Source organism: Paludisphaera soli, assembly GCF_011064595.1.
Taxonomy (GTDB): Bacteria; Planctomycetota; Planctomycetia; order Isosphaerales; family Isosphaeraceae; genus Paludisphaera; species Paludisphaera soli.
This window is the reverse complement of the sequence record NZ_JAALJI010000011.1, coordinates 64725-88122: the sequence shown is the minus strand read 5'-3', so window position 1 is coordinate 88122 and position 23398 is coordinate 64725. Positions and strand designations below refer to the sequence as shown.

Below are 23398 nucleotides of genomic sequence, written 5' to 3'. Positions count from 1 at the left end.
TACGGCCTCGGGAGGAGACCCCCTTGCGGCAAGGATCGGCCGGCGACCTCATCCCCTATGTGCTGACCGAGGAGTTGCTCCATCTCATCGACCGGCCCGACGAGCCAGCCTCCATCCAGGTCGAACTCCGGCTGTCGGGGACGATCGACGAGGGGAAGCTGCGATCGGCGGTCGCGACCGCGGTCGCCGTCCACCCGATGGCCCAGGCCAGCCGGGCGGCCGGGCGCGTGCTCCTGCGCCCTCCTCGATGGCGGATCGAGGGCCGCCGCGCCGCCGAAGTCGTCCGTTCGCAGGACCTCGGATCGGACGCCGAGCTTTCGGCCGCCAGGGCGGAGTTTTACAGCCGGCCGATCGGCTTGCAGACCGCCCCGGGCCTTCGCCTGCTCCTCGCCCGACGCCGGGACGGCGACTCGCTCCTGCTGAACGTCCATCACGCCATCATGGACGGCGTGGGCTCCCTGCGCTTCCTGCACTCGGTCGCCCGCGCCTACCGGGGTCGGCCCGATCCGGTCCCCGCCGTCGATCCCCTGGCGATGCGGGACCTCGGGGCGCATTTCGGGGGGCCGCGACCGTCCGGGCCGCCCGGGGCGGGACGAGTCGACGTCCCGACCGGGGCGCCCTCGCTGATCGTCGACCTCCCGACCGGCAAGCGTTCGCTCATCGCCCCCGACCGGGAACGCGAAGATCCCGGATATGGGTTCGTGCACCTCGCCCTGCCCTCCGATTTCCTCCGCCCGCGCGACGCGCCGCATGTCGGGCCTCCCTCGACCCTCAACGACAGGCTGCTCGCCAGCCTCCATTTGACGATCGACTCCTGGAACGCCGAGCACGGGAATCCCTGCCGCAAACTCGCGGTGATGATGCCCGTGAACCTTCGCCCCCCCGACTGGCGTCACGAGGTGGCGGCGAATCTCATCACGACCGCGCTGATCGAGAGCACGCCGGTTCAACGCTCGGCCGTGGGGTTGCTGCTCCCCGCGATGGTCCGCCAGACGCGGTGGGTCAAGTCGAGGGCCGCATTCGCCTCGGCGCTCAATCCGCCCCCGTGGTTGCAGCTGTTGAGCCTCGCCCTGCTGGGCGTCCGGGGCGTCAGGGGGACCTCGATGGCGGCCACCCTGTCGAACCTGGGGCGGATCGACGGGCCGCCGGACTTCGGGCGCGAGGCGGGCGAGGTGGAGGCCGTCTGGTTCTCCCCCCCGGCCCCGATGGCGATGGGGCTCTCCCTGGGTGCGGCCGGCTGGCGGAACCACCTCCACCTGGTCCTCCGCTACCGTCGGGCCCTCTTCTCGGACGAGGCGGCCGGTCGGTTCGCCGGCTGCTTCGTCGACGCGCTGAGGGGCGTCTGTCGCGGGGGGGCGATGTAGCTTCTCGCGGACGCCCCCACCCGGTCGGCTCGCGGGGCGGTCGGCGATCCCGACCGCCGGACGGGGCCGTCCATCGGGGCGCGGCCCTTCCCGGGCTCGGGCGGGCGATGTCGACCACCATCTGTCGCGGGCCGCGTCGTTGGCGTATCCTCGCGGTTGTTCGTGCGAGACGTGGAGGTTCCGGACGATTCTTCCGGGAAACCGATCCGGCGGAGGAAGAGCGACGATGGCGACGAGGAAGAACGTGCGACGCGGCGTGATGATCGCGATCGGGCTGGCGGCGCTGGCGACGGCGACGGCGCGGGGGGCGAGGGCCGACGGGCCTTTCCCGGACCCGAACCTGGAAACGGCCGTGCGGGCGGTGCTGAAGCACGAGCCGAACGTCGAATTGACCGATGAGAAGCTCCAGAACGTCTACATCCTGGAGGCGGTCGGCAAGGGGATCAAGGACCTGACCGGGCTGGAGAAGTGCAAGAACCTGGCGCTCATCCGGCTGTCGAAGAACCAGGTCGTCGACCTCAAGCCTTTGAAGGACCTGAAGAACCTGCAGTCGCTGGACCTGGCCGAGAACCAGGTGGCCGACGTCGCCCCGCTGGCCGAACTCAAGGGTTTGCAGTATCTTGAATTGTCGAAGAACCAGGTGGTCGACGCGGCCCCCCTGGCCGGCCTGACCGAGCTGAGCGCCCTCTATCTGGGCGGGAACCGGATCGAGGACGTGAACCCGCTGGCGACCCTGACCAAGCTGGCCTCGCTGTCGCTGGGCGGGAACAAGCTGAAAGACGTGGGCGCGCTGGAGAAGTTGACGAAGCTGTCGACGCTGGACCTGCGGGACAACCAGATCGAGAACGTCGCCCCGCTGGCGAAGCAGCCGGATTTAAAGCTCCTGATGATCGAGCGCAACCAGATCAAGGACCTGACGCCCCTGATCGACGCGGCGAAGGCCGACGCCGCCGGCGCCAAGCTGTTCGCCCCCTACCTGCGGCTCTACGTCGACGGCAACCCGCTGCCGGACGAGGCCCGCGCCCCCCAACTGGAGGCCCTCAAGGCGGCCGGAGTCCGCGTTGAAGGGTGACGATGACCGACTTTCTCGACGCTTTCGGACGCCTTGACGCCCAGTCCGCCGCGGTCCTCGGCTTCGCCCTGGCGATCGCCTTCGGCTTCGAGGTGGTCAACGGCTTCCACGACACGGCGAACGCCGTGACCACCGTCATCTACACGAGGACCCTGAAGGCGACTCCCGCCGTGCTGTTCTCGGGGTTCTGCAACTTCCTCGGCGTGCTGCTGGGGGGGACGACGATCGCGTTCAGCATCGTCCACCTCCTGCCGGTCGACCTGCTGATCGACGCCGCCAGCCGGTCGGCCGTGGTCATGGTCCTGGCGCTCCTGATCGCCGGGATCTCCTGGAACCTCCTGACCTGGTGGTTCGGGATCCCGGTCTCCAGCTCGCACACGCTCATCGGCGCCATCCTGGGCGTGGGCCTGGCAAACGGCCTGATGAGCGGCCGAGGGCTGGGCGCGGGGGTCAACTGGGGCAAGGCCGGCGAGGTCGGCCTGGCGCTCTTGATCTCGCCGGCGATCGGCTTCCTGGCGGCGGCCGCGCTCCTGCTGGCGGCCAAGCGGCACATCCCCGACCCGGAGCTGTACGTCCCGCCGCCGGAAGACCCGTCCGCACGCCCGCCGCGCTGGGTGCGCGCGACGCTGCTGGCGACCTGCGGGGGCGTGAGCATGGCCCACGGGTCGAACGACGGCCAGAAGGGGATGGGGCTGATCATGCTCGTCCTCATCGGCCTGCTCCCCACCGGGTTCGCGCTCAACCTCGACGGCGACGACGGCGCGACGCGGGCCCGCGCGGCCGCGACCGACCTGCGCGCGGCCCTCTCCGCCGACCCCTCGCCGCTCCACCGCGTCGAGATCGAGCGGATCGACGAGATCCTCGGCCGCCTGGACGGGCGCGCGTCGCTCCGCGAGGTCCCCCACGAGGAGCGCATCGCCCTGCGCAACGCCATCTACCAGGTCGACCGGGCGCTCGAGCGCGACCGGGACGTGATCGCCGAGGCCCGGCTGGCGGCGATCGACGCCCCCCGGCGGCGGCTCCGCACGGCGATCGAGTACGTCCCCGGCTGGGTGATCGTGGGCGTGGCCCTCTGCCTGGGGGTGGGGACGACTTTCGGCTACAAGCGGATCGTCCACACCGTCGCCGAGAAAATCGGCAAGACCCACCTGACCTACGCCCAGGGGGCGAGCGCCGAAGTCGTGGCGATGGCGACGATCGGCGTGGCCGACGTCGTCGGGCTGCCGGTCAGCACCACGCAGGTCCTCTCCTCGGGCGTGGCCGGGACCATGTGGGCCAACGACTCGGGCGTCCAGCTCGCCACCGCCCGCAACATCGCCCTGGCCTGGCTGCTCACCTTCCCCTGCTCCATGCTGGCCTCCGCCGGCATCTTCATCTGCGGCCGGCTCGCCCTCCGCTGAGCCGAGGCGGGCCCCTCCTTCGGGATTGGCTCGACAGTTGCGACGTAGGTTCCGGTGCCGGCGGCCCCTCCAAGGGCCGCCGGGGCCGACGCCGTGTCCCGACGCAATCCGAGCGGGCGGCCTCGCGCCTCGCGGATCGGCGCCCGACGCGCCGGGGAGGACTCGCGCCATGCCGTTCATGCCGTTCCAGATCCTGGGCCTCTGGCTCCGGGGCCTGCTCGCCCTCGCCCTCCTGGGCGGCGGCCTTTACCTGCTCAAGTACTGGTACGACCACCGCGAGATCGAGGTCCGGACGACGGTGGCCGCCGACGCCGATCCGGCTCGCGATCGTGATCGCGATCGCGACGGGAAGGCCGAGGCCGAGCCCCCGGTCGTCGTCCGTCGCGAGTGGCGGCCGCTCGGCGCCGACCGGGTGACGGCGGCCTTGCTGGGGGGCCTGGCGCTCGTCGTCCTGTCGCTGGGCGGGTCGTTCGGCTTCCCGCTCGTGCGCAAGGCGGGGGACGCCGGCCTGGCGGACGACCTCAGGGGGCGGACGGAGCGCCTGCGACGGCCCGACGGGACCGACCTGCACGTCGAGCGGTACGGCCCCGAGGACGGGCCGACGCTCGTGCTGACCCACGGCTGGGGCGTCGATTCGGACGAGTGGCTCTACGTGAAGAAGCACCTGGGCGACCGCCACCGGCTGATCCTCTGGGACCTCCCGGGCCTCGGCCGCTCGTCGCAGCCGGCCGACCGCGACTACAGCCTGGAGAAGATGGCCCGCGACCTCGACGCGGTCGTCGACCTCGGGGCCGGCCCCGTGACGCTGGTCGGCCACAGCATCGGCGGCATGATCATGCTCACCTACTGCCGCCTCTTCCCCGAGGCGCTCGGCACCCGGGTCTCGGGCCTGGTGCTGGCCCACACGACCTACAAGAACCCGGTGGAGACGACCTCCGGCGCCGCCTTCTACGCGGCCGTCCAGAAGCCGCTCATCGAGCCGCTCCTGCACCTGACGATCGCCCTGTCGCCGCTGGTCCGGGCGCTGAACGTCATGAGCTACCTGAACGGATCGGCGCACCGTTCGACCGACAAGGACTCGTTCTCGGGCGGGGAGACGCGCGGGCAGCTCGACTTCATGGCCCGCTACATCCTGAAGGCGACCCCCTCCGTGCTGGCGCGGGGGATGTTCGGGATGCTCCGCTACGACGCGACGGCGACCCTCCCCAGGATCCCCGTGCCGGCCCTGGTGGTCGACGGCGACCTCGACTCGACGACCCCGCCCTCGGCGAGCGTCGTGATGGCCGAGGGCATCCCCCGGGGAACCCTGCTCCAGCTCGCGCCGGCGAAGCACGCCGGGCACTTCGAGCACCACGCCGCGTTCGCCCAGGCCGTGGCCCGGTTCGTCGCCGCCACGGCCGACGCGCGTTCGGGCTCGCCGACCTGATCGGCCGAAGCCCGGCTCGGCCTCACTCCGCCGACGAATCCGACGCGCGGCGGACGAGGTCGAAGATCCCCAGGCGGCCGGGCGCGGCGGTGACGTGGGCGTCGTTGTCGAACGCGATCGCGAACCGCACCGAGCCGGGCGCGGCCGAGGCGGGGCCGGGGAGGATGCAGAGCCCCTCGGCCTTCATCGCAGGCTCGAACTCCCAGGCCAGCTCCGGCTCGATCGTCGAGCCCCCGGCGCGGGCGATCCGCTCGTCGGAGGCGAACCAGAGCGTGTTGCCGTGGAAGCCGTTCGCGTCGTCCTCGGTCGCCGTGACGATCGCGAAGCCCCGCCACGCCGGCACATACTCCAGCGACGTGAGCTGGCGGCGGACCCCCTCGCGTTCGCCCGGCTCGAAGGCGAACAGAGGCGCAAGCGTCAGCGACGAGCCGTCGGCCGGGGCGTCGGTCACGTCCACGACGAAGGCGCGGACGAGGTCGTCCGGCTCGCGGAGGCCGACCACCAGCTCGCGGCGGCCGGGGGTCGCCGAGGCCCCCTCGCGGATCGTCAGCCCCTCCACCTTGCGCTTCTGCACGGCCGCCTCCGGGAGGCCCAGGCCCCGGAGCGCGGCGACGATCCCGTCGTCGAGCCGCCAGGAGGCGAAGGAGGCGTCGTCCACCGTGGACGCGGCGGCGTCGACCCCGGTTTCCAGGCGGAAGCGGATCAGGCTGCGGTGCTGGAGCCGCTCGTCCTCGGTCTTGCCCGAATGCGAGCCGACGACGTAGAAGGCGCCGTCGGAGTCCGCGGCCATCGCCTCCCACTTGGACGACTTGGGGGTCTCGGCCGGGAACCGGGGGCTCGTCAGCGCGCCCGCCTGGCGGCCGGTCGCCGCCTCGACGAGGCGCAAGGGGACCTTCTTGTCGTGCGCGACCAGGACGTACCGGCCGTCGCCGATCGGCTCCAGGGCCGAGGCCTCGATCGTCCGGTCGACCTGGAGCGAGCCCGAGGACCCCTCGGCGGGCTCCAGGAACTCCGCCGGCGCGACGACCGGCGTGGCCGTGAAATCGTCGGCGAAGGCGACGGCCGGCATCGCGAGGGCCAGGGTCAGAATCAGGCGGCGCGTGGAACGGGGGCGGGTCATCGGGGGGCTTCCCTGGCGAGGTTCGAAAACAGGACCGACCGTCGCGGATCGTAGGGGCGTGGACGGAGACGAGCATTCCCCGCCGGGGGGAAAGCCGTCAGGAGGGACCCCCAAAGTCCGTGACGGCGGGGGAAAGCGAGGGGCCGGCCGTCGCGGGGGGCGACGACCGGCCGAACTTCGGGTCACTTAAGTACGATCGCGTATTCGCTCTTGCCGGCGGCGACTTCCACCTCGACGCCGGACGAGCCCACGTTCTGGAACTTCAGGGGGAGGACGTTCTTGGGCAGGCCGGCGACGGCGACCCGGTGCACGCCGGGCGTGGCGCCGTCGTCAGGGAGGAACGTGGTCAGGACGAAGGAGCCGTCGGCCTTGATCTCGCCCTGGGCCTCACGCCCGGAGTCGGGCTCGAAGACGATGGTCCCCCGGGCGAGCGGCTTCCCCTTGTAGGTGACGACGCCCTTGACCGGGACGATCGACCCCGCCGGCGGCTGGGCCGACGAGGAGCCGCAGCCCGGGGCGAGGAGGGCCGCCGCCAACCCGAGGGCGAGGAGTGCGGCCGCGGCGGAGCGAGAGCGAAGACTCATGGCAGGGGCCTCGCTCGGGTCAGTAGGAGTCGGACGAGACGACTTCGCCGGCGGCGACGGTGCCGAGGGCCCGCCAGGCGGTCGCCGCGACCGAGTCCTTGACGAACCGGACCGAGCCGTCGGCCATCAGGGCGTTGACCCCGCCGGAGTGGCGGCTGGTGGCGGCCAGCGACATGTAGGTCGGCCCGCCGTCGTTCTCGTCGGTCGAGTCCCAGTCCATCGAGACGTTCTTGCCCGCGTTCGAGAAGCCGTCGGCGCGGCTGACCGCCCGGAAGCCTGGATTCGGGGTCATCGCCGTGGTGAAGCCCGAGTAGTAGACGCCGCCGTTGCACCAGCGGGTGTGGCCGATCGGGCCCCCCGCCTTCACCTTGCCCGTCGCCGCGCCGCACGACGCGACCAGCTCGGTCAGCGCCTGCACCGAGGCCGGGCCGGGGGCGGGGATGTTGGTGGGGGTCCAGGCCCCGATCCCCGAGGTCGAGGGGGCGGTCGGCGAGGGGATGCAGCTGCGCATCTGGCCGTGGCCGATGAGCCCCTCGGAGGCCATCATGGTGTTGCTCAGGCCGTCGGTGACCTCGGCGATCTTGCGGGCCGTGTTGGGGCCGAACAGCGACCCGTTCTTGGGGCCGAGGGTGTTGGTGGAGCCCCAGTTCACCGAGAAGACGTACCAGTCGCCGGAGCAGACGCCGTAGCTGGTCGTCGCGTAGAAGGTGCCGCCGAGCGAGCCGTCGTCGATGTGCGAGCCCGGGTCGCTGGGGCAGTAGAGCGTCGCCAGCGGCAGGTTGGAGACGGTCGTGTTCGCCTTGTGGCTGTAGGTCAGGCTGAAGTTGATCGAGTTGGCGAAGGCGCCCTGCTCCAGGTACGACGTCGAGCGGGCGAACGCGCTCCAGGACGACTCGAACTGCCAGGAACCGGGCCCGCCGGTGGGCGCTGGGGTCAGGATCGTGGTCGGCGGGAAGGCCCCCACGCTGCTCTCATAGTTGTGGAACGCCAGCCCTAGCTGCTTCATGTTGTTCGTGCACTGGATCCGGCGGGCGGCCTCGCGGGCGCTCTGGACGGCCGGCAGCAGCAGGGCGATGAGGACGGCGATGATCGCGATCACCACCAGCAGCTCGATCAGGGTGAACGCGGGACGGTGGACTCGGGCTCGACGGACGCTCATGGGAATGATGCTCGGACGGGTGGATGGCGAAATCCCGCGACACGAGCATCATCTCACCAGGAAGCCGTGGCGAATCGGCGAGAACTGAATGAAGATCCGGAGAATCTTCTCCGGATCCTTCGCCCCCCGATCGATCAGTGGACCGGGCGGGCCTCGCCGAAGTGCCGGGCCTGGTGGTGCATCAAGTGCCGCGCCCCCGGCGCGCCCGAGCGGGGGGACGTGACGATGGGCGGCTTGGGTTCGGACGCCATGTACTCGGCCACCTTCGGCGTGTAGTAGACGACGCCCATCGTGAGAAGGATCAGGCCCGCCCAGACGGCGAGGTCGGTGAGCTGACGCATGTTGGCTTTCCTCCTGTTCGGTTCGCCTCGCCCCAGATCGGATCGGATCGGATCAGGGCCGGAATTCTCCCGAGACCGGCCCGGCCGCCGGGCATCTTCGCCTCTCGCGGCCGATACGTTCTCAACACCGTTCCTTCATGAAAGTGTCGCGACGATGCGGCTTCCCGGCCTTTCTTCGGTGATGTACCCGGATTCCGAACGCCCGGCAAGCCGCATCGCGGCGGTCGGACGCCCCCGCGATCGGTGCGCGGCACGGCTCGACCTCCCCCCGGCATCGCGTCGCGACGGGGGAAAACCAGCGAACCGCCCTCGGCACGACGGGAGGGCTCCTCCCGATCGTCGTCGCGACGGCTCGGAGGGCTTTCAAGATAACCTTAATTGCAAACGCCGGTCCAAACCGGGCCGGAGCCCGAATTTTCGCGAGGCGGGGGCCCCCGGCCGCCCCATCCAGGGCGTTGGCCCGTCGCCGACGGAGGATGGTTCCGCGGGCCCCCGGGATGTCCTATAAAAGGGCTCGGAGGCGGGTCGACTTCCGCGCGAGGGTGCGAGGCCGCACGTCCGCGATGGGGGATTCCTCGCGGAGCCGAAAGCCCGCCGGGGAGGCACGCGATGCGCGGTTCGATTCTCATCCTGGGACTGGCGGTTTTCGGCGCGGGGGGGCCGTCCGGCGACCCCCTGGTGGTCCGGCCCGACGCACCGGCGTGGAACCTGGACGAGGTGGGCCTGTACCGGGTCGGCTTCGCCTATCGAGGCCGGCCCGAGGAGGAATTCCCCGTCGGCTGGACCGGCGCGTTCGACGACCGGACGGGCGTGGCCCTGACGGCCGACGGCCTCCGCAACGGTCGCCCGGCGATCCTCCACCATTGCCCCTGGCGCGGCGGGACCGGGTCCGCCTTCCAGGAGTTCCACGTCTCGCTGCCGGCGGCGAAGCGGATCGCGCTGGAAGGGGCCACGGCCCTCCGCGAGGACGGCGTCGGCAAGTCCGACGGCGTCCGGTTCCGCGTCCTCGCCGACGGCGAGCCGCTGCTCGACGAGTTGCGCGCCGACGCCGCCTGGAAGCCCTTCGCGTTCGACCTGACGGCCGAGGCGGGACGGGTCGTCGTCCTCCGGTTCGAGGTCGACTGCGGCCCCAAGGGGGATTCCAGCTTCGACTTCGGCCTCTGGGGCTGCCGCCGGATCGTCCTGGACGGCTTCCGGCCGGCCCCGGCCTCGCACCCCGCCCCGCCTCCGGTCTCCTTCCGGAGCCTGGCTTCGAGGCCGGATAAGGGGCTGGCCCCGCCGGCCGCCTCGCCCGCGAAGGTCGAGATCCGCCGCGACGGCGACGCCTTCGTCCTCCGCTCCGTCGACGACTACGGCTCGTTCGCCTACCGCTGGACGCTCCCGGCGACCGCCCGCGAGGCCGGCGCCGAAGCCTCGAACGCGAGCGATCCGGACGTCCTGGGGGGGCTCGTCCTGGAGGCCGACCGCAAGGGCTCGCCCGCCGCCCGCGTCCCGCTCGCGACCACCGCGCGAATCGTCTGGACCGGCCCCGCGCGGCCGCTCGACGCCCGGTGGGACGAGTCGGCCGACGGCCCCGCCCTCGTCCGCACGTTCGAGGTCGACGGCGAGCCCGCCACGCTCCGCGTGAAGGCCTCCCTCGCCGGCCGGAGCCTGGCGCTCGACGTGAGCCTCGACCGGCCCGTCGCCGAGCAGATCGACGCCGGCTCCTGGGGGCCCGTCGCCTCCCGCCGCGACGTGCCGACGCCGTACTACGACAACAAGGTCTCCTACCTGCCGGCCGAGGACCTGTTCGTCTCCAGCCAGCTCGATTGGACGACCTCCGCGGCCTCGCGACACGACGCCGCCCGCGCCGTCTACCAGGCGCTCACCGACGGCTCCCGGATCGCGCCGAGCGAACGGTTCCTCTACTCGGCCGCCTGGAACGTCGACGAGGTCCTGCCCAACATCCCGAACCCGCCCTCGCCCCACATCAAGGACCTGGCCGATCGAGTCGTGCTCGATGTCTGGGGAGGCCGCTACGCCGACATCGCCAGGAAGCTGGAGGCCCTGCACGACGCCGGCCTGGAACGCCTGGCGGTCATCATCCACGACTGGCAGCGCGACGGCTACGACAACGGCCTGCCGGCCCACTATCCGGCCGCCGAGGACAAAGGGGGCGAGGCCGGCATGCGGGCCCTCAGGGCGACGGGCCGACGCCTGGGCTACCTGATCGCGCTGCACGAGAACTACGTCGACTACTACCCGAACTTCGAGGGGTTCGACGAGACGCACATCGCGGTCGACTCGGAAGGCAAGCGGCAGAACGCCTGGTTCCACCCCGGCAACAAGATCCAGTCGTTCGCGATCAAGCCCACGGCGATGCTCGACCTAGCGAAAACCCAGTCGCCCGAGATCCACCGCCGGTACGACACGGAGGCCGGCTTCCTCGACGTGAACTCGTCGGTCCCCCCGTGGTTCCACGTCGACCAGCAGGCGGGGCTCGACGGCGCGGGGACGTTCCGGCGGGTGCGGCAGGCCCATCGCGAGACCTGGAACTTCCTCCGCGAGACCCACGGCGGGCCGGTCTTCGGCGAGGGGAACCACCACTGGTACTGGAGCGGCCTGCTCGACGGCGTCGAGGCCCAGTTCGGCTCGGGGTGGCCCGGCGAAGGGGGCCTCGACGCCCCCCTGTTCGTCGACTTCGACCTCCTGAAGATCCACCCGCTCCAGCTCAACCACGGCATGGGCTATTACGATCGCTGGTATGACAGGGCCCGCGCGCCGCGCGGGGCCTTGCCGCCGATCGCCGTGCTCGACCAGTACCGGATGCAGGAGATCGCCTTCGGCCACGCCGGCTTCCTCAGCGGCGAGGCCTGGGCGTCGGTCCCCCTGGCCTGGCTCGAATCCAACCTGACGCGGCCGGTGACGAGCCGCTCGGCGACGGCCCCCGTCACCCAGATCCAGTACGAGCAAGACGGTCGATGGGAGGACGCCTCGGCCGTGATTCGCGCGGGGGGCTCCACGCCCGACGCCTGGAATCGCGTCCGCGTGCGGTACGACGGCGGCCTGACCGTCTTCGCGAACCAGTCGGCCGAGCCGCTCCAGGTCGACGGGGTGGAGCTTCCCCGCTTCGGCTGGTTCGCCCGCGCCCCGGGGCTGACGGCCGGGACGACGCTCCGCAACGGGATCGTGACCGACTGCGTGGAGACGCCGGACTCGTTCTTCGCCAACGCGCGATCGGCGGCCGACTGGGACGTCTCGGGCGTCCGCCGCGTCCAGCCGGGCGTCGCCTTCCGCCAGACCGGGCCCCGGACCTTCGCCGCCTCGTACACCTGGAAGGTCCGCGAGCCCTTGAAGGAGGACTACCACGCCTTCGTCCACTTCGGCAAGGTGGGCGGCGACGACTCCGAGATCCTCTTCCAGCAGGACCACGGCCTGGCGAGGCCGACGACCCAGTGGAAGCCCGGCACGACCGTCGACGACGGCCCCCACGCCATCCGCATCCCCGACGACCTCCCCGACGGCGACTACGCCTGGACGATCGGCTTCCACGTCCCCGGCGCGGGTCGGGTGGCCCTGGAAGGCCCCACCGACTCATCCGGCCGCAACCTCCTGGGGGTCCTCCGCGTCTCCGAAGGCGGCAAGGCCCTCCGGTTCATCCCCGAGAAGGCCCCCGCCGCCGACCGCGCCGCGATCCATCGTGTCAACCTGAACCTGGGGGGCAAGATCGTCGATTTCGGCCCGGTGAGGACCGACGGCGGCGTCTCGATCCGCAAGGTGGGCTCGGAATGGGTCGCCCACGTCGTCCCGCGCGACCGGGCGTTTTCCCTGCAGCTCGACACCGCCCGCTTCGGCAAGCCCGCCGAGTTCCGCGCCGAGGGGGGCTCCACCCCCCGCGTCGCCCCCACCTTCGACGGCCGCTGGATGCGCCTCAAGCCCAACGGCGCGAGCCGCTACCGCTGGCCGGCGGGGTGAATCGAGACCTTCGGGAGATACTCCTCACTCAACACCACCGACAAAGGGACCGTTTGAGAAGGCCGAACTCGGGTGCCACGGGTTCTCCGAACCCGTGGATCGGCGTCGGGCCGCTCCCGAGCCTTCGCCGAGATCCCCGGCCGGTCCACGGTTTCTCCGAACCTGTGGCACCCGAAGATCTTCTCTCGCATCCTGGTGGAGATGAGTGAGGAGTCTCCTTCGGGAGGCCCCTTACGGCCGGTACTCGGCGTCGAGCACCCGGCTCAGGACGAACTCGAACGCCTCGGTCGCGTCGGCGTAGTCGGTCGCGTGGCCCCCTTCGGGCCTGTGGATCGATAGCGACGCGGGGTTGCTCTCCCGCAACTTCCGGGCGAGGCGCAGGACGCTGTCGGCGGGGACGATCGCGTCGCGGCCGCCGGTCGTCAGCGCGATCGGCATCGTCAGGCGATCGGCGGCCAGTTCGGCGGACCGCTTGCGGTACTCGTCGAGCCGGTCGCGCTTCGAGCCGCCGAACGAGACCGCGATCGCGTCCGGGAAGCCGGCGAACTCCACGAGGTTCGCGGTGCCGTTCATCGCCACGACGCCGTCGACGAGGTCGGGATGCAGCGCGGCGAAGGTCAGGGCCGCCGTCCCCCCCATCGACCCGCCGCAGACCACGACCTTGTCGACCCGGAATCGCCGCTTCAGGTCCTCGACGATCTGTACGACGTCGGCCTCGGCCGCCGGGCCCATCCACGAGGTCTTCGCGCGATAGTCCGGCGAGATGTAGATCATCCCCCGCCTCGCGGCGGCGTCGCGGGCGGCCCGGCATTCGTCGCGCGCGTCCCGCACGAACTGCCAGCGGTCCGACCCGTGGCCGTGCAGCGCGATCAGGATCGAGGCCCGCGCCCCCGGTTGGAAGCCGTCGGGCGTCACGACCACGTAGCGCTGCTCGCCGCCGTCATGCCGCGAGACGAAGGCCACATCGAGCGGCTCGCCCGCGACGGCCGTCAGGCCGGAAACCGATAGCACCATCAGGGCGACGCCGCAATCATGGAGGGTCATTCGAGGTCGTCCCGGGATCCCGGCTCCTGGAAAGTCGCCCGGCCGGCCGAGTTCCGGCCGAGGCGAGCCGGAGAATACGACCTCGACGCGCCCCGGATCAAGGGCCGAGTCGCGAGCGGGGAGGGGGGGGGAACGGCGGCGAAAGCCGCCCGATCTGGCTGAATCCACCCGTGCGAAGCGCCGCGACGGGGCGTGGCGTCGGCGGCCGGAGTTGACAAAGGCCCCCGTGTGGGCCGATTATTCAGGGGTCGCGAGGGCCGGACGGCGGGGACCGCCGGGAAAACGGCCGGCGAATCTTCCAACGCGGGCCCCATACGGCCCGTAGCATGCTCTGTGGGGAGATGGCGCGATGCGGAAGCGGATCGAGAACGTCGTCCCCCCAACGTCCGATGGTCCCGATCTCGGGGCGGGGTCGACGACCTCCGCGACCGGCGATTCCGACGCCGGGCGGGGCGAATCCTCGGCCGAGGGGGGGGATCCGTCGAAACCAATGAAACCCTTGGAAGACTTCGCTTCGCCCGAGACGACCCCGGTCGACGACGAGGGGAACCTCAACGACGCCTGGCTGGTCGAGCGGACGCGACGCGGCGATCACGCGGCCTTCGGCGTCCTGGTGCGGCGGTACGAGCGGAAGCTGATCCGGGTGCTGGCGCGCCTGGTGCGCGACCCCGAACTCGCCCGCGACCTGGCGCAGGAGACGTTCTGGCGGGTCTACAGCCGCCTCGACCGGTTCGACACCGGGAGGCGGTTCGGCCCGTGGCTGTTCCGGGTGGGGGTGAACCTCGGGCTCGACCAGCTCCGTCGCGGCCGAGGCGAGACGCCCTCGACCTCCATCGACCGCGCCGCGGGCGACGACGGGGCCCCGTTCGAGCTGCCCGACCCCGACCCCCGGGTCCGGGCCGAGCTGGCCCAGGAGGTCCAGTTCATCCTGGCCCAGATGCCGGTCTCGTACCGGACGATCCTGGTGCTGCGGGACCTGGAAGGGTTCTCCTCGTCGGAAGTGGCCGCGATCGTGGGGAGGCGTGAGGCGACGATTCGTTGGCGCCTGTCGAAGGCGCGCGAGAAATTCCGCCATATTTGGGAGCGCCGGCAGGACGCGGCGCAGGAGGCAGCCACGGACGGCTGACGAGCGAACATGAATAGAACGCCGGACGAGACAGCCTGCGACTGGGTCCGCCACCGCCTCCCGCTGCTCACGGAAGCGGAAGCGGACGACGCCCCCGCGCCCGGCGCGGAGTCGGGCCCGGCCCGCGACGAACGGCTCGCCGTCGAGGCCCACCTCGAGGCCTGCGCCGACTGCCGCGGCCGCCGCGACGGCCTGACCCGGGCGCTCGGCGTCCTGGCGGCGGCCGCCGCCGAGTCCCCGGTCGAGCCCCACGCCCCGTCGCTCTGGCCCGCGCTGCAGGCGCGGATCGAGGCCCAGGACGCGGCCCGCGCCCGCCGTCCCGGCCGTCGCCGGTCCGGCGTCTCGGCCAGGGGCCCGCTGGAGCGCGCGGCGTCCCGGCTGAACGGCGTCCGCGACGAACTGCCGCTGCAGCTCGCCTGGCTCGGCGACGCGGCCCGCGAGGAATCCCCGGCCCGGCTCCGCGCCTGGTTCGACGCCGACCGCGTCGCCGTCGCCGCCGCGCTGGCCGCGGCCGCGATCCTGGCCCTGGCCGTCGGCCTCCCCCTGGCCGCCCGCCACCGCAACCAGGCCGAGGCCCGGATCGCCGCCGCGACGGCCCCGGTTTCGATCCCCGTCCTGGAGCTCCCCCTCGTCGTCGCCCCCGCGTTCGCCGGCCCGCTCGACTCGCCGGTGCTGATCGAGGACGCCGAGCCGGTCGACCTCGCCGCCGTCGACGAGCGGAGCCTGGCCCGCAACACCGACCCGCCGATCCAGCCCGACGCCCCGGCGTCGGGGCCGGCGTCGACGTCGACGCCCTCCCCCGCCGTCCGCTTCGACCTGGAGCGCGGCACCCCCATGCCCCCGGACTCCCGGATCGGCAAGCCGGCGTACTGAGGACTCGGTCCGCGGGAGGCGACGGCGGCGTAGGCGACGACGGGTCTTCGGACCGTCGGCCTTCGCCGGGCCGCTTTCGTCCGCCGAGCCATCGCCCCCCACCATGAGGCCGCTCAACCAATGGATCGTCGGGACGCGTCGGTCAGGAACCGCCTGATCCTCTGGTTCGCCAGCGGGCTGTTCTTCGCGGCGCTGCTCCTGGCGGTCTCCTCGCACCCCGCGCCCGAGCTGGGCCGGCCCTCGGCCCCCGACGCCGACCCGTCCGCGAAGCCGGGCGCGTCCCGGGCGTTCGCGCGTTGGCTGGAATCGTCCGGGGTCCTGGGAGACGGCCCGCCGATCGAGGCGAAGCCCGAAGGGGGACCGGCCGAGGCGTCGTCAGGGCCCCCCGCAGGCGCGGGCGACGCCTCGTCGACGCGCTCGCTCTCCTCGGCCGAGCTCTCCGCCGGCCGCGCCGTGCCGCTCGCCGGAGCCCGCAAGCGGCGCGAACAGGAGGAGGACGACGAGGTCCTGTTCGCGGCGATGGAACGGCTGGAGCGGCGGATGGCCGCCGGCATGGGCCGGGCCCGGGAATCGGTGCTGGCGCTGGAGTACACCGCGGCCGACGGCCCCGCCGACGCCCGCCGCGCGGCCGTGGGCGTGGTCATCGACGGCCCCCGGGGCGACGTGCTCTCGGTCCGGATCGACCGCCCGCCGACGCCCCCCGGCGAGCCCGGCGGCGGCCCCTCGCCGATCGTCGCCCGCGACGCCTTCGGCCGCCGCCACCTCGCCCGCTGGATCGCCGACGACCCCGACACCGGGCTGACCCTGCTGGAGATCCCCGCCGGCGTCCTCCGCTCGATCCGAATCGCCGACGAGGGCCCCGCCCTGGGGAGCCAGGTCTTCGTCGTGGGCAACCCGTTCGGACTGGGCCACTCGGTCAGCCGGGGGCAGATCTCCGGCCTGGACCGGTCGCTGAAGCTCCAAAATCTCCAGCTCAACGGCCTGATCCAGGTCCAGACCCCCCTCTTCCCCGGCGACAGCGGCGCGGCGGTCGTCAACTACCGGGGGCAGTGGCTGGGCCTGATCCGCGGCGGCCTGGCCCCGCCGTCGTCGGACCGCGCGGACGGGTCGGCGTCGGGCCGGGGCGACGACCTGGGCTTCGCGGTCCCCGCCGAGGACGCGCTCTGGATCGCCTCGCAGCTCCGCAAGCAAGGGCGGGTCGACCGCGCCTACCTGGGCGTCCGCCTGGAGGCCGACGCGGCCGACCTCGGCTCGCCCGAGGGTGCCGCCCTGCGCGACGTCCTGCCCGACACCCCCGCGGCCCGGGGAGGGCTCAAGGCCGGCGACCGCATCGTGTCGTTCGACGGCCGGCCCACCCGCTCGGCCCACGACCTGACCGAAGGACTCGACCGAACGCCGGCCGAGAAGTACGTCCGCCTCGAAGTCGTCCACGACGACGAGGACGAAGACCGCCCCGGCGGCCACCAGCGCAGCGTCTGGATCCAAACCACGCGGCGGCCCGACGCCCCCCGCCCCGCCCCGGCGGCCTCCGGGCCCCCTTCGGGATCGCCGCCGGCCCCCGCGCCGACGCCCACCCCCGTCGTGGTGCCCACCTCCGCCGTCGTCCCGGCCCAGCCTCCCGCCGCCCCGCCCCTCGCGCCCGCCGTGACCGAGCCGGTGCCCTCGCAGCCTCAGCCCAGGCCGCTGGGCGAGCCCGTGCCGCCCCCCCGGGCCGAGGAGCTGCAGATCACCCTCCCCCGCGCCGTCGTCGAGCGCCTCGACCAGCTCGAACGCCGCCTCGAACGCCTGGAGCGCACCGAGCCGGCCCCCGTCCCGTCCGAGCCGAACCACGACGCGCCCTGAGCCCCGGACGGCGACCCGAGGGGGCTACTCCTCAATCTCCCGCTTCTTGATCCGCTGGAAGGCCTTGCGGAGCGAATTCCAGGGCCGATCGATGTCGAAATAGAATTTCAACGGCTCGCCGCCCGCCGCCGCCGCCACCTCCAGCACGTCGAACTTGTGGCCCTCGTGATCGACCAGGTTCTGTCGCTCCGGCTCCAGTTTCAGGGCCCGAAGGAAGGCGTACTCCTCCTCGATGAAGAGCACCTCGATGGGCTTCTCGAAACTCTTGCCGTCCCCCGAGGCGAAGAGGGCATCCACGATGCCCTCGGAGAATTTGTTGTGGAACTCCTCCTTATCGCGCCGACCGGTCCTCGAGTAGTGGACGGCCGCCAGGCCATGGGCATCGAGCCGCATGTACCCCTCGCGTTGGAGCAGCTCGTCGAGGGCCGCCTCGGCCGCCTTGGGGTCGTCGCCCCGGAGTTCCTTCCGGACCTTGGCGAGTTCCTCCTTCCACTCGCCGTTGTAGGGGTGATACCGCGCGGTGTCCGCGAAAGCGTGCCGGAGCGCCACCCAGTCCGCCTTCCCGGGTTCTCGCTTCGCCGCCGCGAGCATTTCGTCGAATCGGCCCTCCGCGTCCTTTTCCGGGACCTCTTGGGCCAGCGCCGATGACGTGATCAGGGCCCCGCAGAGCCAGGCGTACGCGAGCGCGACGGGACGCCGTCGAAGGATCATGGCCGGGCTCCATCTCAAGAGGTGCGGAATCGGTTCGGAAGGCTCGATTCTGCGCCCTCGGCCGGCCTCGCACCACAAGATTCCCGCCGTCGTCCCCGGCGGCCGGGCCGGCGGAATTGGGGTTCCTGGCTTGCGGGTGCGTCGATATGATGCGACCTTCTCAACATCTAGCGGAGCGCACCGGATTGTCTTCGCCGCCGTCGAGGAAGGACCCCGTGAGTACGGCAACATCCATCCCCGCGCCCCCGCCGCGCGCGCTGCCGCCGGTGCTCGGACGCCTGCTCAGCGGCACGCTCTGGCTGGCATTCCGCGTGCCGCTGCAGATCGTCTTCTCGCTCTGGACGACCCGGCTCATCCTGGAGTCGGCCGGCAAGGACCAGCTCGGCGCCTACAGCTTCGCCTGGGGCTTCGGCTTCCTCCAGATGCTCTTCGAGTTCGGCGTCAGCTCGGCCCTCCAGCGGCAGATCTCGCAGTACTGGACCAAGGGGGATCGGGAGGGGGTCGAGCGGACCGTCGCCTGCGGCCTGACCTTCTACACGGCCACCGCCCTGGTGCAGGTCGCCGCGCTCCTGGCGATCGCCTACCTGGCGCTGCCGTACTCGGAATACCGCGGCCACGCTTCGTATCCCTTGATCGTCAAGCTGCTCTGGGTCCAGATCGTCACCGCCCCCTGCTACGGCTTCTCGGTGGTGGTCTCCAGCGTCCTGCAGGCGGCCCGGCGCTACGAGTTCCTCCCCCGGATCGAGTTCGCGATCACGATCCTGCGGTTCCTGGCGCTTTTGATCGGGCTCAAGAGCGGCGTGCCGTTCTTCTGGGTCGTGGTGATGCAGACCGCGATCCAGGTGGGCCTGGGGCTGGGGCCGGCCGTCTGGGTGATGACCCGCGAGCTGGGCCAGTCGCTGAGCTTCCGGGGGGCGCGCTGGGAGGACTACAAGTCGCTCGGGCAGGTGAGCTTCTACATGGCTCTGATCCAGGTCAGCGTGATCCTGGCCGACAAGATCGACACCACGATCCTCGGCTTCGTGGTCCCGGACCCGGGCCAGGCGAACGCGGTGTACGACGTGGTGAGCAAGCCGTTCCTGCAGCTCCGCCAGACGGGCTGGATGCTGGCCTACATGGTGATGCCCGCCGTCGCCAGCCTGGCCGCCGCCCGCGACGAGCGCAGCCTGGAGCGCGTGAAGTACGACGGCACCCGCATGCACATCGCCGCCGTCCTCCCCATCGGCCTGCTCGCCTTCCTGTACGCCTCGCCGTTCCTGACCCTCTGGGTGGGCGATCGCCTGGGCCGGCCCGCAGCCGAGGTCGCCCCGTTGATGCGGCTCTTCCTCACCGCCGCGATCCCCCTGATCCTGTCGGTCCCCGTCCAGATGGCGATCGGCTTCAACAAGATCCCGGTCATCGCCCTGTCCGCCCTCGCCGGCGCGGTGGTGAACCTGCCGGTGAGCTACTACCTGACGAAGCAGATCGGCGTGGCGGGGGTGATCTGGGGGACGGTGGTGACGACCTTCGCCTCCAACCTGATCCTGCCCGGCCTCTACGTCGCCCGGGTCCTGGAGATCGACATGCGGGTCTTCTTCCGGCGCACCCTGGGCCCGCCCCTCGCCGGCGGCGCCGCGCTCCTCGCCGCCACCGGCCTGCTGAGCCTGGCCTTCCCCGTCACCTTCCCGGGGACTTCCCTGGCCACCCGCGTCGCCCCCCTGCTCCTCCACCTGGCCGTCGGCGCCGCCGCCTACATCGTCGGCTACGTCCTCACCACCGCCGGCCGCGACGACCTGTCCCAGCTCTCGGCGAAGCTGCGCGGGCGGTGAGATCTTCGACCCTGGACTCCACGCCCCCGAGCATGCGTTGCAACGAATCATCGCACTTGCAAACGTCTACCTGGCCATCCCCTTATCGGCCGTCCTGTGGGCTTTGTTCGTGGTGCTGATCCCCATCGCCGCGGGTTACGGACAGAATCACAGGCTCGAAGCGATGTACCGGGGGATGCAACAGGAAAGGCCGCTCGCGGAAGCGGAGACCCGGGAGGAGGAAGATGGGCCCTCTGAAAAGGAACGAGGGACGCCGTTCGACCCCGGGCGGGAGGCCGAGAAGTTTCGGAGCAAGAAAGAAACCTCCCGCGACCCCGCCATCGCGCTGCTCCTTGCGATCCTCGCCGGATCGGGGGCCGCGGCGGCCTCGTTGAGAATCCAGAAAAGGTCCGGCAGCCACTGGAGAATCGTTGCGAGCGTCCTCGCGTCTTTAGCAGTTTCAACAGGCGTCGGCTTGGTTCTCGCGCTGGCGTCGTTTCCTTTCATCATCGTGACCCTCCTTGTCCTCCTGAGCGATTAGGCGTCCCGCGTCGGGGAAGGCTGGGCCATCCCGTAGCCTTCGCCACCCACCAGGAAATCGCCGGGAACGAGGGTCACGCTCGACCCGGCGAACTCCAGGTCAGCGATAAGCCCCGGGCCACCGCGACGACCTCGCCCAGGTCTCGGCGAAGCTGCGCCGGCGGTGAGACTTCCGGGCCGTCCGCGGGTAGAAACGATGTCGGAGAGGAGGTCCCCCATGGCGACCGATCGCGTCAACGACCTGCAGGGCTTAAAGGGGTTCATCGAGGAACGACTCTCCGACGGGTCGGACGAGCTGAGCCTCGACGACGCCCTCGCACGCTGGGGAATCGAGAACGAGAGCGACGAGGACCGTCGCGGAGCCCTCGATGCGATCCGGGAAGGCTTCGCCGACATCGAAGCCGGCCGGCTCAAGCCCGCGCGTACGGCCTTGAACGAGCTTCGCGAGAAGTACGGCCTCGCCGAACGTCGCGAAGAACTTCGATAAGCCTCGACCAGATCGCGAATCGCCGCGGGTCGCCGAACGACGCGACTCATGGCCTGATGACTTCGCCCTTCAGGCCGTCGAGCGCTTCCTGACGCAAGGATTCCCAATCCTCCCGCGTCATCGGCGTCGCCGGGCCGCTCTCCAGGGCCTCGCGGAGCTTCGCGTCCAGGGTGCGTCGGGCGCGTCGGCGTTGGGCCTCGCGGACGAGGGCCTGGAGGTAGGCGTCGGGGGACTCGTAGCCCCCCTCGGCGACCTCCTTCTCGACGACGGCCCGCAGCTCGTCGGACAGGGTCACGCTGATGGTCGTGATGGGAGCCTCCGGCGTCGTCGAGGGTTCGGGGCCTTCCGTCTTACCACGTCACGAGACCTTCGCCACCACCAGCGTCTGGTCGTCGTGGGGGTCGAGGGGGCCGGTGAAGGCGTCGACGCCGTCGAGAATGGCGTCGACCATCTGCTTGGCGGAGAGGTTGCACATCGACAGGATGGCGTCGAGCCGCTCGGGGGTGAACTGGCCGCCGGCGGCGTTCATGGCCTCGGTCACGCCGTCGGTGTAGAGGACCAGGAAGTCGCCGGGGACGAGCGTCACGGTCGACTCGGCGAACTCCAGGTCCGGGAACAGCCCCAGCGGGGGCCCGCCGACGTCCTCCAGCGAGATCACCGCCCCCTCGGAGCAGCGCTTGATGCGCGGGGGGTTGTGGCCGGCGCAGGCGTAGGTGAACTTCCGGTTCGACGGGTCGTAGATGCCGTAGAAGGCCGTGACGAACACCTCGTTCGTGGTGGTGTAGGTGGACGCCAGGCGGTCGTTGACGTGCTTCAGCAGGGCCGACGGCGGGTCGGGGTCGCCGGGGTGGCCGTGGGCCAGGCTGTGGAGGATCGCCATCATCACGGCGGCGGGGGTGCCGTGGCCGCTGACGTCGGCGATCAGGAAGCCCCAGCGGCCGCCGGGGAGCGGGAAGAAGTCGTAGTAGTCGCCGCCGGCCCACTGCGAGGTCCGGTAGTACGTCGCCAGCTCCACGCCGGGGATCTGCGGCAGCGTCTTGGGCAAAAGCGAGCGCTGGATGTCGGCCACGACGCGAAGCTCGCGGTCGACCACGTCGTACGCCTGCTTGAGCTGGTCGGTCAGGACGAGGTTCTGGGTGGCCCGGCCGAACAGGCCGCTGATCCAGAACCGCTCGGGGAACTGCTCCGGCTCCCACGCGCCGGGCTTCTCGCGGAGCGCGACGACCATGTTCAGGCCGACGCCCCGGTCGTAGTGGGGGATGGCCATGAGCGAGCGCTGGCCGGCCAGGTGCTCGGCGGCCGGCTCGTCGGGGCCGACGAGCTTGGCGATGTCGTCGAGGAGCCGGGGCTGGTCGCCGTAGATCAACTCGGCGAGCAGGCCCCCCTCGAAGACCGGGAGCTTCTCCGGGTTCTTCCAGGGGTTGATCTCGTCGGTCCAGAGGCTCGACCGGGTGATGCGGTACTTGGGGTATTCCAGGCCGCGGCGGCTGAGCGAGATCCAGCGGTCCGAGGGCATGATCTGGCGGACCCGACGGCCGTAGGCGCGCACCATCTCTTGCGGGTCGTCGTGGGTGCTCATCTCGCGCATCAGCTCGGCGACCTCGGCCAGCCGGGCGGGCCAATCGCTGGCCCCCCAGGCGGGCTCCGGCGGCTGGGCCGGGAGCGTTCCCGTCGCGACGGTCGGACTGTCGATGGATGCCATGGTGCACTCTCGTTTCGGGCGTTCGGGCGGCGTCGATCGGTGAGCGACCTTTCATTCTACCCGGCCCGTCGAGCGCGGGAACCGTCGCATCGAAGCCCGCCGGCGCATCCCCCGGCCGCCGATCGGCTTCGGGAACCCGCCGCCGCAAGCCCGACGGCGCGGACGGAGGCCCGCGCGGTTCCCGAGGCCCGTCGCCGGGCGTAAGACGGGCGACGTAGGCGCGGTCCGTCCGATTCCCGTATGCTGTCGAAGATGGACACGCGACTCTCTCGGATCACGATCGACCCGGCGGTCTGCCACGGCAAGCCGTGCGTGCGCGGCCTCCGCTACCCGGTCGAGTCGTTGCTGGAGCTGCTCGGCTCGGGCATGACCCCGGATGAGATCCTCGCCGATTACGAGGATCTCGAGCGGGACGACCTGCTGGCCGTCCTGGAGTACGCCGCCCGGCTGGCCCGGACCCGCCGGCTCCAGGCGACCGGGCCTTGACGTTCCTCGTGGACGCCCAGTTGCCACGACGCGTGGCCGCATGGCTGACCGCCGCCGGCGGCGACGCGGTCCACACGCTCGACCTGCCGGATGCGAATCGGACGACCGACGAGCAAGTCATCGCAGTCGCCGACCGGGAAGGTCGGGCGGTGGTCACGAAGGACGCCGACTTCGTGGATTCGCACCTCCTCAAGGGGCGGCCGGCGAAGCTCCTGCTGATCTCGACCGGCAACGTCGGCAATCGAGACCTGGAGGCGTTGATGGCGCCGCTGATCCCGGACATCATCCGCGAGTTCGGCATCCACGCGTTCCTCGAACTCGGGCCGGGCGGGCTCGTGGTCCGCGGGTAGGTCCGGTGCGGGCGACGTCGGCGGTCGAGC

21 protein-coding genes are annotated in these 23398 nt (G+C 71.5%); 13 read left to right on the top strand and 8 right to left on the bottom strand.

The genetic code is table 11. From position 1 onward, the window contains the following. The first annotated feature begins 23 nt into the window (after nucleotides 1-23). The 4 genes from G6O68_RS15620 to G6O68_RS15605 all read left to right on the top strand — a co-directional run bounded on the left by G6O68_RS15620 (nucleotide 24) and on the right by G6O68_RS15605 (nucleotide 5262). A complete protein-coding gene (locus G6O68_RS15620) occupies nucleotides 24-1364 on the top strand; it encodes a hypothetical protein (RefSeq protein WP_165249415.1) in 1341 nt (446 codons plus the stop codon). Between the two features lie 226 nt (nucleotides 1365-1590). Next, nucleotides 1591-2436 carry a leucine-rich repeat domain-containing protein gene (locus G6O68_RS15615; RefSeq protein ID WP_240911287.1) on the top strand — a complete coding sequence of 282 codons (846 nt, stop codon included), beginning with the start codon at nucleotides 1591-1593 and terminating at the stop codon, nucleotides 2434-2436. 2 nt (nucleotides 2437-2438) lie between these two features. Next, complete coding sequence (locus G6O68_RS15610; protein ID WP_165249413.1) at nucleotides 2439-3836, top strand: inorganic phosphate transporter; 1398 nt, start codon at nucleotides 2439-2441, stop codon at nucleotides 3834-3836. 169 nt (nucleotides 3837-4005) lie between these two features. Further along, nucleotides 4006-5262, top strand: a complete 1257-nt coding sequence (locus G6O68_RS15605; protein ID WP_165249411.1) for an alpha/beta fold hydrolase — start codon at nucleotides 4006-4008, stop codon at nucleotides 5260-5262. Between the two features lie 22 nt (nucleotides 5263-5284). Here G6O68_RS15605 and G6O68_RS15600 read toward each other — a convergent pair whose 3' ends face one another. From G6O68_RS15600 to G6O68_RS15585, 4 genes are all read right to left on the bottom strand, one after another. Continuing rightward, complete coding sequence (locus G6O68_RS15600; RefSeq protein WP_165249409.1) at nucleotides 5285-6382, bottom strand: hypothetical protein; 1098 nt, start codon at nucleotides 6380-6382, stop codon at nucleotides 5285-5287. 182 nt (nucleotides 6383-6564) lie between these two features. Further along, nucleotides 6565-6966 (bottom strand): hypothetical protein, encoded by a 402-nt coding sequence (locus tag G6O68_RS15595; RefSeq protein ID WP_165249407.1) that lies wholly within the window; start codon nucleotides 6964-6966, stop codon nucleotides 6565-6567. A gap of 19 nt (nucleotides 6967-6985) precedes the next feature. Further along, the gene (locus G6O68_RS15590) at nucleotides 6986-8125 is read right to left on the bottom strand and encodes a DUF1559 domain-containing protein (protein ID WP_165249405.1); all 1140 of its coding nucleotides are present in this window, start codon (nucleotides 8123-8125) and stop codon (nucleotides 6986-6988) included. A 134-nt stretch (nucleotides 8126-8259) separates the two neighbouring features. After that, a complete protein-coding gene (locus tag G6O68_RS15585; protein WP_165249403.1) occupies nucleotides 8260-8466 on the bottom strand; it encodes a hypothetical protein in 207 nt (68 codons plus the stop codon). Nucleotides 8467-9075: 609 nt separating this feature from the next. On the opposite strand from G6O68_RS15585, the gene G6O68_RS15580 reads away from it, so the two are divergent. After that, nucleotides 9076-12420 carry a DUF5696 domain-containing protein gene (locus G6O68_RS15580; RefSeq protein ID WP_165249401.1) on the top strand — a complete coding sequence of 1115 codons (3345 nt, stop codon included), beginning with the start codon at nucleotides 9076-9078 and terminating at the stop codon, nucleotides 12418-12420. A gap of 231 nt (nucleotides 12421-12651) precedes the next feature. Here G6O68_RS15580 and G6O68_RS15575 read toward each other — a convergent pair whose 3' ends face one another. Next, nucleotides 12652-13464, bottom strand: a complete 813-nt coding sequence (locus G6O68_RS15575) for an alpha/beta hydrolase family protein (protein ID WP_165249399.1) — start codon at nucleotides 13462-13464, stop codon at nucleotides 12652-12654. Between the two features lie 490 nt (nucleotides 13465-13954). On the opposite strand from G6O68_RS15575, the gene G6O68_RS15570 reads away from it, so the two are divergent. The 3 genes from G6O68_RS15570 (at nucleotide 13955) to G6O68_RS15560 (ending at nucleotide 17305) form a co-directional block, all read left to right on the top strand. Beyond that, a complete protein-coding gene (locus G6O68_RS15570; protein ID WP_165249397.1) occupies nucleotides 13955-14590 on the top strand; it encodes an RNA polymerase sigma factor in 636 nt (211 codons plus the stop codon). Between the two features lie 9 nt (nucleotides 14591-14599). Next, complete coding sequence (locus tag G6O68_RS15565; protein WP_165249395.1) at nucleotides 14600-15463, top strand: zf-HC2 domain-containing protein; 864 nt, start codon at nucleotides 14600-14602, stop codon at nucleotides 15461-15463. A 120-nt stretch (nucleotides 15464-15583) separates the two neighbouring features. Next, nucleotides 15584-17305, top strand: a complete 1722-nt coding sequence (locus tag G6O68_RS15560; RefSeq protein WP_165249393.1) for a S1C family serine protease — start codon at nucleotides 15584-15586, stop codon at nucleotides 17303-17305. 24 nt (nucleotides 17306-17329) lie between these two features. Here the strand turns inward: G6O68_RS15560 and G6O68_RS15555 are convergent, their stop codons facing one another. After that, nucleotides 17330-18016: a DUF4919 domain-containing protein gene (locus G6O68_RS15555; RefSeq protein ID WP_165249391.1), complete on the bottom strand. Its 687-nt coding sequence runs from the start codon at nucleotides 18014-18016 to the stop codon at nucleotides 17330-17332. A 215-nt stretch (nucleotides 18017-18231) separates the two neighbouring features. On the opposite strand from G6O68_RS15555, the gene G6O68_RS15550 reads away from it, so the two are divergent. The 3 genes from G6O68_RS15550 to G6O68_RS15540 all read left to right on the top strand — a co-directional run bounded on the left by G6O68_RS15550 (nucleotide 18232) and on the right by G6O68_RS15540 (nucleotide 20830). Then, nucleotides 18232-19824, top strand: coding sequence for an MATE family efflux transporter (locus tag G6O68_RS15550; protein ID WP_240911285.1), 1593 nt, complete (start codon nucleotides 18232-18234; stop codon nucleotides 19822-19824). A gap of 37 nt (nucleotides 19825-19861) precedes the next feature. Further along, a complete protein-coding gene (locus G6O68_RS15545; RefSeq protein WP_165249389.1) occupies nucleotides 19862-20344 on the top strand; it encodes a hypothetical protein in 483 nt (160 codons plus the stop codon). Between the two features lie 216 nt (nucleotides 20345-20560). Next, complete coding sequence (locus G6O68_RS15540; protein ID WP_165249387.1) at nucleotides 20561-20830, top strand: hypothetical protein; 270 nt, start codon at nucleotides 20561-20563, stop codon at nucleotides 20828-20830. 46 nt (nucleotides 20831-20876) lie between these two features. Here G6O68_RS15540 and G6O68_RS15535 read toward each other — a convergent pair whose 3' ends face one another. After that, nucleotides 20877-21125: a type II toxin-antitoxin system ParD family antitoxin gene (locus G6O68_RS15535; protein WP_165249385.1), complete on the bottom strand. Its 249-nt coding sequence runs from the start codon at nucleotides 21123-21125 to the stop codon at nucleotides 20877-20879. Between the two features lie 63 nt (nucleotides 21126-21188). Next, on the bottom strand, nucleotides 21189-22532 hold the full coding sequence (locus tag G6O68_RS15530) for a PP2C family protein-serine/threonine phosphatase (protein ID WP_165249383.1): 1344 nt from the start codon (nucleotides 22530-22532) through the stop codon (nucleotides 21189-21191). A gap of 240 nt (nucleotides 22533-22772) precedes the next feature. Between G6O68_RS15530 and G6O68_RS15525 the strand changes: the two genes are divergently transcribed. Then, nucleotides 22773-23018 (top strand): DUF433 domain-containing protein, encoded by a 246-nt coding sequence (locus G6O68_RS15525; RefSeq protein ID WP_206108105.1) that lies wholly within the window; start codon nucleotides 22773-22775, stop codon nucleotides 23016-23018. Continuing rightward, nucleotides 23015-23368: a DUF5615 family PIN-like protein gene (locus G6O68_RS15520; protein ID WP_165249381.1), complete on the top strand. Its 354-nt coding sequence runs from the start codon at nucleotides 23015-23017 to the stop codon at nucleotides 23366-23368. Before G6O68_RS15525 ends, G6O68_RS15520 begins: the two co-directional genes overlap by 4 nt. The last annotated feature ends 30 nt before the right edge of the window (nucleotides 23369-23398 follow it).

Excerpts from the sequence above, each read along its gene's own strand:
- G6O68_RS15615 (WP_240911287.1), top strand. The coding sequence starts at position 1,591 with ATGGCGACGAGGAAGAACGTGCGACGCGGCGTGATGATCGCGATCGGG.
- G6O68_RS15610 (WP_165249413.1), top strand. The coding sequence starts at position 2,439 with ATGACCGACTTTCTCGACGCTTTCGGACGCCTTGACGCCCAGTCCGCC.
- G6O68_RS15605 (WP_165249411.1), top strand. The coding sequence starts at position 4,006 with ATGCCGTTCATGCCGTTCCAGATCCTGGGCCTCTGGCTCCGGGGCCTG.
- G6O68_RS15600 (WP_165249409.1), bottom strand. The coding sequence starts at position 6,382 with ATGACCCGCCCCCGTTCCACGCGCCGCCTGATTCTGACCCTGGCCCTC.
- G6O68_RS15595 (WP_165249407.1), bottom strand. The coding sequence starts at position 6,966 with ATGAGTCTTCGCTCTCGCTCCGCCGCGGCCGCACTCCTCGCCCTCGGG.
- G6O68_RS15590 (WP_165249405.1), bottom strand. The coding sequence starts at position 8,125 with ATGAGCGTCCGTCGAGCCCGAGTCCACCGTCCCGCGTTCACCCTGATC.
- G6O68_RS15585 (WP_165249403.1), bottom strand. The coding sequence starts at position 8,466 with ATGCGTCAGCTCACCGACCTCGCCGTCTGGGCGGGCCTGATCCTTCTC.
- G6O68_RS15580 (WP_165249401.1), top strand. The coding sequence starts at position 9,076 with ATGCGCGGTTCGATTCTCATCCTGGGACTGGCGGTTTTCGGCGCGGGG.
- G6O68_RS15575 (WP_165249399.1), bottom strand. The coding sequence starts at position 13,464 with ATGACCCTCCATGATTGCGGCGTCGCCCTGATGGTGCTATCGGTTTCC.
- G6O68_RS15570 (WP_165249397.1), top strand. The coding sequence starts at position 13,955 with ATGAAACCCTTGGAAGACTTCGCTTCGCCCGAGACGACCCCGGTCGAC.
- G6O68_RS15565 (WP_165249395.1), top strand. The coding sequence starts at position 14,600 with ATGAATAGAACGCCGGACGAGACAGCCTGCGACTGGGTCCGCCACCGC.
- G6O68_RS15560 (WP_165249393.1), top strand. The coding sequence starts at position 15,584 with ATGGATCGTCGGGACGCGTCGGTCAGGAACCGCCTGATCCTCTGGTTC.
- G6O68_RS15555 (WP_165249391.1), bottom strand. The coding sequence starts at position 18,016 with ATGATCCTTCGACGGCGTCCCGTCGCGCTCGCGTACGCCTGGCTCTGC.
- G6O68_RS15540 (WP_165249387.1), top strand. The coding sequence starts at position 20,561 with ATGGCGACCGATCGCGTCAACGACCTGCAGGGCTTAAAGGGGTTCATC.
- G6O68_RS15530 (WP_165249383.1), bottom strand. The coding sequence starts at position 22,532 with ATGGCATCCATCGACAGTCCGACCGTCGCGACGGGAACGCTCCCGGCC.
- G6O68_RS15525 (WP_206108105.1), top strand. The coding sequence starts at position 22,773 with ATGCTGTCGAAGATGGACACGCGACTCTCTCGGATCACGATCGACCCG.